The sequence below is a fragment of the Aquabacterium sp. A3 genome (assembly GCF_038069945.1).
Lineage (GTDB): Bacteria > Pseudomonadota > Gammaproteobacteria > Burkholderiales > Burkholderiaceae_C > Aquabacterium.
Window position 1 is genome coordinate 309,109 of record NZ_JBBPEV010000001.1, and the last position, 12,921, is coordinate 322,029.

A 12,921-nucleotide genomic window follows, 5' to 3' on the forward strand; every position below is an offset into this window, starting at 1 on the left:
CCCATGAAAGAAGAACACCTTCGTGTCGTGGGCTGGATCGCCTCGATCACGGCCATCCTGATGTTCGTGTCTTACGCGGATCAGATCAGGTTGAACCTGTCAGGGCATCCGGGCTCTGTCTGGCAGCCCGCTGCCACGGTGCTGAACTGCGTCTTGTGGACCACGTATGCATTGGCCAGACCGCGCAAGGACTGGCCCATCGCAGCGGCCAACATCCCGGGCATTGCCTTGGGCCTGGCTGCCTTGGTGACCGCCATCCGCCCCGCTTGAGCGGGTCAGGGCTGAGCGGCGGCCAACAGCCCCGCCAGTTCAGCCGCCGAACGCACCCCCAACTTTGAAAACACGCGGGCGCGGTGTACCTCCACGGTGCGAATGGCAATGTGCAGTTCGTCGGCGATGACCTTGTTGAGTTTGCCCGCCGCCACACGCAGCATGATTTCTCTCTCACGCTCGCTGAGGCTGGCCAGGCGTGCCTCACGCTCGGCTGCACGCGCGTTTTCTGCATATGACGAGGCCTCGACGGCCAAGGCCTGCTGCACGCGGTCGGCCAAGGTGTTGTCGCTGTAAGGTTTCTCCAGGAAGTCAAAGGCCCCCTTCTTCAGAGACTCGACCACCATGGGAATGTCGCCATGGCCGCTGAGAAACAGCACAGGGTTTCGGATGCCTTGCTCAATCAGGGCTTCGTGCAGACGAAGTCCGGACATGGGCTCCATGCGCACATCCAGCAAGAAGATGCCGCGAATGGGTTTAGGCTGCGATGCCAGAAATGACAACAAGGCGGCCGCACCATCAAAGGCATGAACCACCAGTCCACGAGAGCCCAGCAAAAACACCAGCGCGTCTCTCACGACGCTCTCGTCATCGACCAGGTAGACCACGCCACCGGGCGCGCCCGAGTTGAATGCATTCATGAAGTTTCGTCCCCCTGATACACCGGCAAACTGAATGAGAACGCTGCCCCGCCCAACACACTGCACTCGACGTCCAGCACGCCACAGTGCAACTCAATGATGGAGCGGCAGATGGCCAGCCCCATGCCCATGCCTTCCGTTTTGGTGGTGTAGAACGGCGCGCACAAGGCGTCGATCGTGCCGCCTGCCACCCCCGGGCCATCATCGGCCACCGTCACCTTCACAAACCGCCCCTGACCTGACAGTTCTGCACCCACCCGTATGCAGCCAGGGCGTCCCATGCTGCCCACGGCATCGCAGGCATTTCGAATCAGATTGACCACCACCTGTTCAACCAGAACGGCATCAGCCCTCACCTCTGGCAGTTGGGGATCCAGCAGCAGATCGACCTGCACCTGATGGCGGGCGATGTCCCGGCGAAGCAGTTGCACGGCAGAGTGCACCACCTCCGGCATGGCACAAGGTTCAAGCTGCGGCTCGTGTCGCGTCAGGAACTCTCGAATCCGTCGGACGATGCGCCCCGCGTGGGCCGCCTGTTCACCCATGCGCTCCAGCGCCTGCAGCACGCGCGGTTCTGGCGCCTGCGAGGCCTTCAATGAATTGAGCACACCCGCGTTGTAGCTTGCTATCGCTGACAAGGGCTGGTTGAGTTCGTGCGCCAGCGTGGAGGCCACCTCGCCAATCATGGTCAGCCGAGCGTGGTGGGCCATGGTTTCCATCTGCTTGCGCTCGCGCTCTTCCAGCCGCTTGCGCTCGGTGATGTTCAAGATGGACGCCATCCAGCCGATCTGATGGCCTTTGGCATCCACCAAAGGCGCCTCGAACACCATGACATCAACCGCCGAGCCGTCGCGGTGCTGCCAACGCGACTCATAACCTTCACGCGGAGCCTGCCCTGCCATGTTGCGCCGATGCCGCTTCATGCTGTCCTCAAGGTCATCAGGCACCCAATATGGCATGGGTGGCAACAGGCCTTCGAGCTCATCGGGCCGGTAGCCCACCATGTCGGCCAAGGTCTTGTTCACATAGATCAAACGACCGTCCATGTCCCGGGCCCGGATTCCCACCGCCAGCGAGTCTTCCATGGCGCTGCGCCACGCGGCCTCGGTGCGCCAGGCCTCTTCTGCGCGTGACACCGACCGCATCTGCTGACGCAGCATCAAAGCCGCCAGTGCCACCAAGAGCAAAAAGCCGCCCATCAAGGCCATGGGCATGGACTGCCACCACAGTGGAACGCGCTGGCGCGCGGTCAGCTCCAGCCAGGCGTTGGGCAACGACGCCCCCATGGGCACCCGATACCACGGTTGATCGGGCTGACGCAGGCCGGTCGTGGTGGAGACGATGACATCGTCATCGAGGTCCACCAGGCGGATGTCGTACTTCGAGGCCAGCCACCATGGCAGCTTCTGCCTCAGGATCGATGCAGGCGAGTACCGGGCCACCAGTTGCCCCTGCGATGGCGCGGCACGGGACGCCATTTCGGCGGCCTGCGCCGACTGAATCGGCACGCTGAGGTGCCCCGTCAGCCCCCCCTCGTCTTCCAGCCCCCGCACCCGCGCGCGAGGGGGCACCACATCGCTGGGCGCGTGGGCCCTGAGCCGTCCTTGTGCATCCACCCAGCTCACGCTGATCCAGAACCGACGCAAGCCATCCAGCACGAGTGGATGTTGCTGGAAGCCCTCGGCACTCATGGCCTGACCGGCCAGGGCATCGGCCAGCGCGCGCAAGCTGTTTGCTTCAGCCTCCAACCGGGCATTGAGTTGTGACTCCAGCGACAAGGCATCGGTGATCAGACTTTGGCGCAAGGCCTCCTGCGCATCTTCTTGCTCAGCATGAAGCCACCGGGCCACGCCCATCACGAACACCAGCGACAGCACCAGCGGCCAGGCCCACAGGGACTTCATCAAGGGTGAGCGACCACCCAGCCAGTGTGCGGGCCGCTGTGGTGCGGCCATGGCTGGGGCCACGTTCTGAGGGTGACGCCAACGGCGCCTAGGGGAAACCATGATGTCAACCATGCTCCAAGTCTAGGGGCGCCATGTCGGTCAAGCACCCTGCTGGGCCTCAAATGTGGAACTCCACAATCGTCGGCCATGGTTCAGCGTTGAACAATGAGCCTACCAACACTGATCCGGAGACACCACCATGAAACTGCTCGGTCAAACCCCCGTCCTGCGTCGCACCCTGCTGGCCTTGTCGCTGGCCACGATGGTGCCCGCCGCCATGGCACAGAACCCCATTGTGATCAAGTTCAGCCACGTGGTGGCCAGTGACACACCCAAAGGCCGTGCTGCTGACTTCTTCGCCAAGCGCGCAGCAGAGCTCACCAAAGGCCGCGTGAAGGTGGAGGTGTACCCCAACAGCCAACTGTACAAAGACAAGGAAGAGATGGAAGCGCTGCAGCTGGGCTCCGTCCAGATGCTGGCACCGTCGCTATCCAAGTTTGCGCCGCTGGGGGTTCGAGAGTTCGAAGTGTTCGACCTGCCCTTCATCTTTGACGACTACACCGACTTGCATGCCGTGACCGGCGGCCCGGTGGGCAAGAAGCTGCTGAGCAAGCTGCAGTCTCGCGGCATCACGGGCTTGGCTTACTGGGACAACGGCTTCAAGGTGATGTCGGCCAACAAGCCGCTGAAGGCGGTTGAAGACTACAAGGGCATCAAGATGCGCATCCAGTCGTCCAAGGTGCTGGATGCCCAGATGCGCGCTGTGGGCGCCATGCCTCAGGTGATGGCCTTCTCGGAAACTTACCAGGCCTTGCAAACCGGCGTGGTAGACGGCACCGAAAACCCACCGTCAAACCTCTACACCCAGAAGATGCATGAAGTGCAAAAGCACCTGAGCGTGACCAACCACGGTTACCTGGGCTACGCGGTGGTCGTCAACAAGAAGTTCTGGGACGGGCTGCCTGGTGATGTGCGTGCTGCCCTGGACAAGGCCATGGCTGAAGCCACCAAGGTGGCCAACGATGTGGCACTCAAGGACAACCAAGAGGCCTTGGCCAAGGTGAAGGCGGCAGGCAAGACCGAGATCTACCAGCCCACGATGGGCGAGCGGTTCCTGCTGAAGAAAGCCATGATGCCGGTTCACAAGCAAATGGCATCGCGCATCGGTCAGGACACGATCGACGAGATCTACAAGGTCACCGGCTTCGACCCCAGCAAGCTGTGATCGGCGCCTGACACCCTGATCACGAAGCCCACCCCTGTGTGGGCTTTTTCTCAAAACGATTTCTTCTCTTCAAGGAGAGCCCCATGAAATGGCTCGACCGGCTTGAGGAGTGGCTGATTGCTGCCCTGATGGGTCTGGCCACTCTGATCATCTTTGCCGCGGTGATCCACCGCTATGGCTCAGGCTTCAACACCCCACTTCAAGACTGGTTGCTCAGCCTGAACATGGCCTGGGCCCAGGAAGCCACGATTTACCTGTTTGTGTGGATGGCCAAATTTGGTGCAGCCTACGGCGTTCGCACGGGCATCCACGTGGGCGTTGACGTGTTGATCAACCAACTCAGCGAGCCGCGTCGCCGCTTCTTTGTGCTGTTTGGTCTGCTGGCTGGCGCATTCTTCACCGCCTGCATTGCCTCGATGGGGGCTTACTTCGTGTGGCACAACGGCGCCAATTTCGCCTTCCACGACTTCTTCGGGTTGGACACGTCTGAATACATCGAAGGCCCCGTGACCCCGGACCTGGAGTGGCCCACCTGGATCATCTACAGCGCGATCCCCCTGGGCTCCGCCCTGATGTGCTTCCGATTCCTGCAGGTGGCGTGGAGCTATTACAAGACTGGTGAGCTGCCCCATCACGACCACGGCCACGTGGAAGGCATGGATGACGCCGACACAGCGGCCAAGGCCTGAGGACCCCCATCATGAGCGGAATCATCATTTTTTCCATCCTGCTGGTCCTCATGCTGACCGGCATGCCGGTCAGTATCTCGCTGGGCCTGACCGTGCTGAGCTTCATTTTCCTGTTCACGCAGGTGCCCATTGAAGCCGTGGCCCTCAAGCTGTTCACCGGCATCGAGAAGTTCGAGATCATGGCCATCCCGTTCTTCATCCTGGCCGGCAACTTCCTCACCCACGGCGGTGTGGCACGACGCATGATCAATTTCGCCACCAGCATGGTGGGACATTGGCACGGCGGGCTGGGCCTGGGGGCCGTGGTGGCATGCGCGCTGTTTGCCGCGGTCTCAGGGTCTTCGCCCGCGACCGTGGCGGCCATTGGCGCCATCTTGCTGCCCGCCATGGTCAAGGCAGGATTTCCCAAGAAGTTTGGTGCCGGCGTCATCACCACCTCTGGCGGCTTGGGCATCCTGATCCCACCGTCCATCGTGATGGTGATGTACTCCGTCACCACCAACACCTCCGTGGGGGCCCTGTTCATGGCCGGCGTGATTCCCGGGGCCATGCTGGCCACGCTGCTGGGCTTGACCACCTGGTGGATCGCTCGCCGTAACAACTACCCCCGCCTGCCCAAGGCCAGTTGGGGGCAGCGGCTGAAGGCGTTGAAGGATTCCATCTGGGGCCTGATGCTGATCGTCATCGTGATGGGGGGCATCTACAGCGGCATGTTCACGCCCACCGAAGCAGCGGCCATGAGCGCGGTCTACGCGTTCATCGTGGCGGTGTTCGTCTACAAAGACCTGAGCATCAAAGACGTGCCACGCATGTTGCTGAATTCCGCCAACATGAGTGCGATGTTGCTGTACATCATCACCAACGCGGTGCTGTTCAGCTTCGTGCTGGCCAACGAGAACGTGCCTCAGCAACTGGCCGACTGGCTGATCAACATGGGTCTGGGCCCCATCGCCTTCCTGCTGGTGGTCAACATCCTGTTGCTGATCGCGGGCAACTTCATGGAGCCCTCGTCCATCATCCTGATCCTGGCGCCCATCCTGTTCCCCGTGGCCGTGCAACTGGGCATCGACCCCATTCACTTCGGCATCCTGATCGTGGTGAACATGGAAATCGGCCTGTGCACACCACCCGTGGGCCTGAACTTGTACGTGGCCTCGGGCATCGCCAAAATGGGCATGACCGAGATCACCAAGGCCGTCAGCCCCTGGCTGTTGACCATGCTGGCCTTCCTGGGGCTGGTGACGTATGTGCCTGAAATCTCGCTGTGGCTGCCACGCATGCTGGGCTATTGAGTGATCAAGGCCTGAACCGAGTCTGAAACGCTGCCCACAAGGCAGCGCCCTCCGACTGCCGCACGGAACTCCACCCGTGCGGCATTTTTCATGGTGCCGGCGCAGCGACGCTGCTACACTGCGAACCTGTCAGGAGAGCGCTGGCTCACACCTCGGTGTGAAGGCTGGCCGCCGAAGGCGCAGGGTGTCTTGCAGCGATGCATCCATCCGAACGCTCAGGCAAAAGGACTGGCAAACACGGCCTTGGCCGTGATCCTCACTGGAGAGAGTCTGGTAGCCACGTCGCCTTGATGGGGCCAGCCACACCACCGAAGGGGCAAGCCTTGAACGCGGCCAGCAGGCTCGCGAGGGGTCAATCTCTCAGGTAAAGCGGACAGCGAGGGCAAGCGGATCATCCTCACCTCAGGCTTGAACCAGGCAGGGGGCGCGGTTGACATCAACACCCTGCCCTCCCGGCCTCAGTGCCGGCTTTAGCCATGTCCGACACCTCTTCCGCCACGCTGCTGACCACCCCGCTGCACGCCCTGCACATCGAACTGGGCGCCAAGATGGTGCCGTTTGGTGGCTATGACATGCCCGTGCAGTACGCCACCGGCATCCTGGCCGAGCACAAGCACACCCGCGCCGCTGCAGGCCTGTTCGATGTCTCGCACATGGGCCAGGTGCTGCTCAGCGGCCCGGGCGCGGATGCCGCGCTCGAAACCCTGGTGCCGGTCGACATCGTTGACCTGGCGGTGGGCAAGCAGCGTTATGCGCTGTTCACCAACGAGCAAGGCGGCATCCTGGACGACCTGATGGTCACCCGACGCGCCAACGACCTTTTTCTGGTCGTGAACGCCGCCTGCAAGGCCCAAGACATCGCCCACCTGCAGGCCCGCATCGGCCACCTGTGCACGGTCACGCCCCTGCCTGAGCAAGCCCTGCTGGCCTTGCAAGGCCCCGAGGCCGTCACGGCCCTGGCGCGCCTGAACGACGGCGTGCGCCAACTGGTGTTCATGACCGGCGGCCATTTTCCGCTGGATGGCATCGAGTGCTTCGTCACCCGCTCGGGCTACACCGGCGAAGACGGGTTCGAGATCTCGGTGCCCGCCGCCCAGGCCGAGCAACTGGCCCGTGCCCTGCTCGCTCAACCCGAAGTCAAGCCGATTGGCCTGGGCGCACGCGACACCTTGCGCCTGGAAGCTGGACTGTGCCTCTACGGGCATGACATCGACACCACCACCACCCCGGTGGAAGGGGCCCTCACCTGGGCCATCCAGAAGGTGCGCCGCGCGGGCGGTGCGCGTGCCGGTGGCTACCCAGGCGCCTCGATCATCGACCAGCAACTGGCCGAAGGCGCCACCCGCAAGCGCGTGGGTCTGATCAGCACCGAACGCATGCCCGTTCGTGAAGGTGCCAAGGTGGTCGATGCCACGGGGGCCGAGATCGGTGTGGTCACCAGTGGTTCTCTGGGCCCCAGCCTGAACCAGCCGGTGGCCCTGGCCTATGTCGCCACCGCCCACGCCACCGTGGGCACCGCCGTGTTCGCCCTGGTGCGCGACAAGAAGGTGCCCATGACCGTGGCCAGCACCCCGTTTGTGCCCAATCGCTACCACCGCGGCTGAGCGACAATCTCGGCCGTTCGGCATCCCCTCATTTTTTGAATTCCTGACATCCAAGGACGTCTCACCATGACCATCAAGTACACGCCCGACCACGAATGGCTCCAGATCGAAGCCGATGGCACCGCCATCGTGGGCATCACCCACCACGCCCAGGACGCCCTGGGTGACGTGGTGTTCGTGGACCTGCCCGCTGTGGGCGCCAGCTTCCAGGCCAAGGACGTGGCTGGTGTGGTCGAGTCGGTGAAGGCCGCCGCTGACGTCTACATGCCCGTGGACGGCGAGATCGTCGAGGTCAACGAAGGCCTGCGTGACGACCCCGCCCTGGCCAACAGCGACCCCACGGGCGCAGGCTGGTTCTTCAAGGTCAAGCTGTCCAACCCGGCTCAGCTTGACGCCTTGATGGACAAGACCGCCTACGACGAGCTGCTGAAGAACGCCTGATTCGGGCCCTGTGCACGCCACCCGCGTGCACCCACCGCCCCTCTTGCCGACGCCGAACACCATGCCGAACGCCCTGCACTCTCTCGCCCACCTTGAAGACGCCACCGCTTTCCGTGCCCGCCACATCGGGCCCGATACGGCGGACGAAGCCCAGATGCTGTCCGCCATCGGCGTGGCCTCGCGCCAGGCCCTGATGGACAGCATCGTGCCTGCCAGCATCCGTCGCACCGAAGGCATGCAGTTGCCTGCGCCGCTGACCGAAGCCCAGGCGCTGGCCGAGCTCAAGGGCATCGCGCAGCAAAACAAGCTGATGCGCAACTTCATCGGGCAGGGCTATTACGGCACTCTCACCCCCGGCGTCATCCTGCGCAACATCCTCGAGAACCCGGCCTGGTACACGGCCTACACGCCGTACCAGGCCGAGATCTCGCAGGGTCGCATGGAGGCCCTGGTCAACTTCCAGACCATGGTCACCGATCTGACCGGCATGGCGATTGCCAACGCATCCATGCTGGACGAGGCCACCGCCGCCGCCGAAGCCATGACCCTGGCGGCCCGCGTGGGCAAGAGCAAATCGCTGCGCTTCGTGGTGTGCCACGACGTCTTCCCGCAAACGCTGGAAGTGGTACAGACCCGCGCCGAGCCGCTGGGCATCACCGTGGACGTGGTGCACGCGGCACACCTGGCCACCCACCTGGAAACCCACGACTGCTTTGCGGCACTGCTGCAGTACCCCGGCGTCAACGGTCAGATCCGCCAGATTCAGCCCCTGATTGATGCCCTGCACGCCAAGGGCGCCCTGGCGATCGTGGCCGCCGACCTGCTGGCCCTGACCCTGCTGGCGCCCCCGGGCGAGCTGGGCGCCGACATCGTGTGCGGCACCACCCAACGCTTCGGCATGCCCATGGGCAATGGCGGCCCGCACGCCGCCTACCTGGCCACCAAGGACGAGTTCAAGCGTTCGCTGCCCGGCCGCCTGGTGGGCGTGAGCGTGGACAGCCACGGCCACACCGCCTACCGCCTGGCCCTGCAAACCCGCGAGCAGCACATCCGCCGCGAAAAGGCCACCTCCAACATCTGCACGGCACAAGTGCTGCCCGCAGTCGTGGCCAGCATGTACGCCGTGTACCACGGCCCCGACGGACTGCAGCGCATCGCTCGACGCGTGGCCAGCTACGCCTCCATCCTGGCGGAAGGCCTCAAGGCCCTGGGCCGCACCCTGGTGCACGACACCTGGTTCGACACCGTGCAGGTGCTGGCCGAAGACCGCGCCGCCATCCTGGCGGCAGCCGAGAAAATGGGCATCAACCTGCGTGACGCCAGCGCCGACAGCATCAGCATCTCGCTGGATGAAACCACCACGCGCGACGACATCATCGACCTGTGGACGCTGTTTGCCGGCAGCAAGGCCCTGCCCTCGTTCGCGGCTTTCGAGCGCGGCGTGAGCCTGGGCATCCCCGAGGGCTTGCAGCGCCAGAGCGCCTACATGACGCACCCGGTGTTCAACCGCTACCACAGCGAAACCGAGATGCTGCGCTACCTGCGTGGCCTGGCCGACAAGGACCTGGCGCTGGACCGCACCATGATCCCGCTGGGCTCGTGCACCATGAAACTCAACGCCACCAGCGAGATGATTCCCATCACGTGGCCCGAGTTCGCACAGATCCACCCCTTCGCCCCACGCCACCAGCTGCGCGGCTACGAGCTGCTGAATGATCAGCTGTGCAACTGGCTGTCACAGGCCACCGGCTACGCTGGCATCAGCCTGCAGCCCAATGCCGGCTCGCAAGGCGAGTACGCTGGCCTGCTGATCATCAAGGCCTGGCACGAGTCGCGTGGCGAAGGCCACCGCAACATCTGCCTGATCCCCGAAAGCGCCCACGGCACCAACCCCGCCTCGGCCCAGATGGTGGGCATGCAGGTGGTGGTCACCAAGTGCGATGCCGAGGGCAACGTCGACCTGGACAACCTCAAGGCCAAATGCGAGCAGCACAGCGCCAACCTGGCTGCGGTGATGATCACCTACCCGTCCACCTACGGCGTGTTCGAGACGCGCGTGACCGAGCTGTGCGCCCTGGTGCACCAGCACGGCGGCCGCGTCTACGTGGACGGCGCCAACATGAACGCGCTGGTGGGCCTGGCGGCGCCCGGGCAGTTCGGTGGCGATGTCAGCCACCTCAACCTGCACAAGACCTTCTGCATCCCGCACGGCGGTGGCGGCCCTGGCGTGGGCCCGGTGTGTGTGGTCGAAGACCTCAAGCCCTTCCTGCCCGCCCACCGCTCGGCGGGCATCGGGTCTGAGCAACAGGTGGGTGCCGTGTCAGCGGCACCGCTGGGTAATGCCGCCGTGCTGCCCATCAGCTGGATGTACATCCGCATGATGGGCGCCGACGGCCTGAAGGCCGCCACCGAGGTGGCCATCTTGAATGCCAATTACGTGGCCGCCCGCCTGGCCGATCATTACGACATCCACTTCAGCAGCGGCCAGGCCAATGTGAAGGGTGGCGGCGTGGCCCACGAGTGCATCCTGGATCTGCGCCCCCTGAAGGACACCAGCGGCGTCAGCGCCGAAGACGTGGCCAAGCGTCTGATCGACTACGGCTTCCACGCACCCACCCTGAGCTTCCCTGTGGCCGGCACGCTGATGGTCGAACCCACCGAAAGCGAATCCATGGCCGAGCTGGATCGCTTCTGCGACGCCATGATCGCCATCCGCGACGAGATCCGTCAGGTGGAACAAGGCCAGCTGCCGCAGGACGACAACCCGCTGAAGAACGCGCCGCACACGGCCGAGAGCCTGCTCAAGGCCGACTGGGCGCACGCCTACAGCCGCGAACAGGCCGCCTACCCGGTGGCCAGCCTGCGCAAGCAGAAGTACTGGTCGCCCGTGGGCCGCGTGGACAACGTCTATGGCGACCGCAACCTGTTCTGCGCCTGCGTGCCCCTGAGCGAGTACCAGTGATCAGGGGCGCGGCTTAGGCGCCGCCCCCTTGCCCCTGCGCTTGCCTTTGCTGGGCTGTGGCGATGCCTTGGGCCGGGCGGCCCAGGGCTGCAACACCTCCGCCAGCTCATCTTGCAGCCCGTCCAGCATTTCCTGGTGCACGGGCAGCAACTGCTGCCATTGCTGGAGCAGATTGCGCGCGCAGTGCCTGAACACCTCGTCCGAGCTGGCCAGCACGATGCGGTTGCCCTCGCACTCCACCTCCAGCGGCAACACCGGCTCGCCAAACACCGACCAGATGCGGCCAATCAAGGTGCTGCACCGGGGCTCGCGGTCCAGCAGGTTCACGACCAACACCCCTTCAGGTGCCAGCGCATCGCGACACGCGCGGTAAAAGGCCGAGTTGCTCAAGGCGTCCGGCTCGCCCACCTCATCAAACGCATCCACCAGGATCAGGTCGTAGGCCCCAGGTGTGGCGGCCTTCACGAAGGCGGCACCATCCGCACACACCGTCCGCAGCGACGGCCCATCAGGCGGAACCTGGAAAGTATCGCGTGCAGCCAGCACGCCAGGGTTGATCTCCACCACCGTCAGGTGCAGGCCGGGAAAATGGTGCAACAGGTGCCGCACCAGCGAGCCACCGCCCAAACCAATCATCAAGGCGCGACGTGGCTGCGGCACAAACATGGTGAAGGCCATCATCACCTGGCTGTACTGCAGGTCCAGGGCCGTCGGGTCGTCCAGGCGCATGCGGCTCTGGATCAGGTCACCATCGAAGGACATGGTCAGCGTATGGTCGTCGCGCTCGACATCGGGGGTGGCAGAGGATGCAGATGATTGTTGGGGCATGAAGATCAATAAATGAGGCGATCCGGGCGGATGTCGCGCAAGATGGTGGTGGCGATTTCTTCAATCGACTTGTGGGTGGACGACAGCCAGGCAATGCCCTCGCGGCGCATCATGGATTCGGCCGCACTCACCTCGGTGCGGCAGTTCAGCAAGCTGGCGTACTTGCTGTTGGGCCGCCGCTCATTGCGGATCTGGCTCAAACGCTCCGGGTCGATCGTCAGGCCAAAGCATTTCTTTTTATAGGGTTTGAGCATCGTGGGCAGAAAGCCCCGATCAAAGTCCTCCGGGATCAACGGCACATTGGCCGCCTTGATGCCATGTTGCATGGCCAGGTACAGCGATGTGGGTGTCTTGCCACATCGGCTGACGCCCACCAGCACCACATCGGCCTCGTCCAGATTGCGAGCCGACTGACCGTCGTCGTGCTCCAGGGCAAAGTTGATGGCCTCGATCCGGTTGTTGTACTCGCGGTCCTGGCTGGCATCGCTGAAGCGCCCCACCCGGTGGTTGGACTTCATGTTGAACTCTTCTTCCAGCGGCTCGACAAAGGTCTTGATCACGTCAAACACCTTGCCGCGGCATCCTTTGAGAATGTCCAGCACCTCGTCATTCGCCATGGTGCTGAACACGATGGGGGGCTTGCCCTCGCGCTCGGCCGCTGCGTTGATCTCACGCACCACCTGATGCGCCTTGTCCACCGTGTCGATGAATGGACGTCGCACATGGCGTGGTTTGACGGCGAACTGAGCCAACACGGAGTTACCCATGGTCTCTGCGGTGATACCAGTGCCATCGGAGATGAAAAAAACGCTGCGGTCGGGCATGTGCATGGATCGCCTGTCTGAGGGGGGCGCCAAGGGAAGATTTCCACAAAGCGGCGCATGGGTGTGAAATCGGTGGAGCCGTGATGATAGGCCTGACCCTACAATCAGATCCACATTCGCGTCATGTCATTGCGTGCCCACATCAGAACAACAGGCTTGCAACCCATGACGCCACCGGTTTTTTTCACCATCCTGGAGC

At 63.5% G+C, this 12,921-nt stretch carries 11 protein-coding genes and 2 riboswitches; of the genes, 7 read left to right on the top strand and 4 right to left on the bottom strand.

Going from position 1 to position 12,921, the window contains the following annotated elements; translation table 11 throughout:
• Positions 1–3 precede the first annotated feature (3 nt).
• The gene (locus tag WNB94_RS01330) at positions 4–270 is read left to right on the top strand and encodes an SWEET family transporter (RefSeq protein ID WP_341387870.1); all 267 of its coding nucleotides are present in this window, start codon (positions 4–6) and stop codon (positions 268–270) included.
• 5 nt (positions 271–275) lie between these two features.
• On the opposite strand, the gene WNB94_RS01335 is transcribed toward WNB94_RS01330, so the two are convergent.
• Both WNB94_RS01335 and WNB94_RS01340 read right to left on the bottom strand, forming a co-directional pair.
• On the bottom strand, positions 276–911 hold the full coding sequence (locus tag WNB94_RS01335) for a response regulator transcription factor (RefSeq protein WP_341387872.1): 636 nt from the start codon (positions 909–911) through the stop codon (positions 276–278).
• Entirely contained in the window at positions 908–2,866 is a 1,959-nt protein-coding gene (locus tag WNB94_RS01340; RefSeq protein ID WP_341387874.1) for a sensor histidine kinase, read from the bottom strand. Before WNB94_RS01340 ends, WNB94_RS01335 begins: the two co-directional genes overlap by 4 nt.
• A 190-nt stretch (positions 2,867–3,056) precedes the next feature.
• Here WNB94_RS01340 and WNB94_RS01345 point away from each other — a divergent pair, with 190 nt between their 5' ends.
• The 6 genes from WNB94_RS01345 to gcvP all read left to right on the top strand — a co-directional run bounded on the left by WNB94_RS01345 (position 3,057) and on the right by gcvP (position 11,070).
• A complete protein-coding gene (locus WNB94_RS01345; RefSeq protein WP_445819010.1) occupies positions 3,057–4,082 on the top strand; it encodes a TRAP transporter substrate-binding protein in 1,026 nt (341 codons plus the stop codon).
• 83 nt (positions 4,083–4,165) lie between these two features.
• The gene (locus WNB94_RS01350) at positions 4,166–4,771 is read left to right on the top strand and encodes a TRAP transporter small permease (RefSeq protein ID WP_341387876.1); all 606 of its coding nucleotides are present in this window, start codon (positions 4,166–4,168) and stop codon (positions 4,769–4,771) included.
• 11 nt (positions 4,772–4,782) lie between these two features.
• Positions 4,783–6,063, top strand: a complete 1,281-nt coding sequence (locus WNB94_RS01355) for a TRAP transporter large permease (RefSeq protein WP_341387878.1) — start codon at positions 4,783–4,785, stop codon at positions 6,061–6,063.
• A gap of 120 nt (positions 6,064–6,183) precedes the next feature.
• Positions 6,184–6,304: riboswitch (glycine riboswitch) on the top strand.
• An 8-nt stretch (positions 6,305–6,312) separates the two neighbouring features.
• Positions 6,313–6,450, top strand: a riboswitch (glycine riboswitch).
• 89 nt (positions 6,451–6,539) lie between these two features.
• A complete protein-coding gene (gene gcvT / locus WNB94_RS01360) occupies positions 6,540–7,667 on the top strand; it encodes a glycine cleavage system aminomethyltransferase GcvT (protein ID WP_341387879.1) in 1,128 nt (375 codons plus the stop codon).
• Positions 7,668–7,733: 66 nt separating this feature from the next.
• Positions 7,734–8,108 (top strand): glycine cleavage system protein GcvH, encoded by a 375-nt coding sequence (gene gcvH, locus WNB94_RS01365; RefSeq protein WP_341387881.1) that lies wholly within the window; start codon positions 7,734–7,736, stop codon positions 8,106–8,108.
• Positions 8,109–8,169: 61 nt separating this feature from the next.
• Positions 8,170–11,070, top strand: coding sequence for an aminomethyl-transferring glycine dehydrogenase (gene gcvP / locus WNB94_RS01370; RefSeq protein WP_341387883.1), 2,901 nt, complete (start codon positions 8,170–8,172; stop codon positions 11,068–11,070).
• On the opposite strand, the gene WNB94_RS01375 is transcribed toward gcvP, so the two are convergent.
• Both WNB94_RS01375 and ppsR read right to left on the bottom strand, forming a co-directional pair.
• Entirely contained in the window at positions 11,071–11,898 is an 828-nt protein-coding gene (locus WNB94_RS01375) for a fused MFS/spermidine synthase (RefSeq protein ID WP_341387885.1), read from the bottom strand.
• 5 nt (positions 11,899–11,903) lie between these two features.
• Complete coding sequence (gene ppsR / locus WNB94_RS01380) at positions 11,904–12,722, bottom strand: posphoenolpyruvate synthetase regulatory kinase/phosphorylase PpsR (RefSeq protein WP_341389903.1); 819 nt, start codon at positions 12,720–12,722, stop codon at positions 11,904–11,906.
• Positions 12,723–12,921 lie beyond the last annotated feature (199 nt).

What these genes read in the sequence shown, in the direction of transcription:
- gcvT (WP_341387879.1), top strand. Translation starts at nt 6,540, where the DNA reads ATGTCCGACACCTCTTCCGCCACGCTGCTGACCACCCCGCTGCACGCC.
- WNB94_RS01345 (WP_445819010.1), top strand. Translation starts at nt 3,057, where the DNA reads ATGAAACTGCTCGGTCAAACCCCCGTCCTGCGTCGCACCCTGCTGGCC.
- gcvH (WP_341387881.1), top strand. Translation starts at nt 7,734, where the DNA reads ATGACCATCAAGTACACGCCCGACCACGAATGGCTCCAGATCGAAGCC.
- WNB94_RS01330 (WP_341387870.1), top strand. Translation starts at nt 4, where the DNA reads ATGAAAGAAGAACACCTTCGTGTCGTGGGCTGGATCGCCTCGATCACG.
- WNB94_RS01335 (WP_341387872.1), bottom strand. Translation starts at nt 911, where the DNA reads ATGAATGCATTCAACTCGGGCGCGCCCGGTGGCGTGGTCTACCTGGTC.
- gcvP (WP_341387883.1), top strand. Translation starts at nt 8,170, where the DNA reads ATGCCGAACGCCCTGCACTCTCTCGCCCACCTTGAAGACGCCACCGCT.
- ppsR (WP_341389903.1), bottom strand. Translation starts at nt 12,722, where the DNA reads ATGCCCGACCGCAGCGTTTTTTTCATCTCCGATGGCACTGGTATCACC.
- WNB94_RS01375 (WP_341387885.1), bottom strand. Translation starts at nt 11,898, where the DNA reads ATGCCCCAACAATCATCTGCATCCTCTGCCACCCCCGATGTCGAGCGC.
- WNB94_RS01355 (WP_341387878.1), top strand. Translation starts at nt 4,783, where the DNA reads ATGAGCGGAATCATCATTTTTTCCATCCTGCTGGTCCTCATGCTGACC.
- WNB94_RS01340 (WP_341387874.1), bottom strand. Translation starts at nt 2,866, where the DNA reads ATGGCCGCACCACAGCGGCCCGCACACTGGCTGGGTGGTCGCTCACCC.
- WNB94_RS01350 (WP_341387876.1), top strand. Translation starts at nt 4,166, where the DNA reads ATGAAATGGCTCGACCGGCTTGAGGAGTGGCTGATTGCTGCCCTGATG.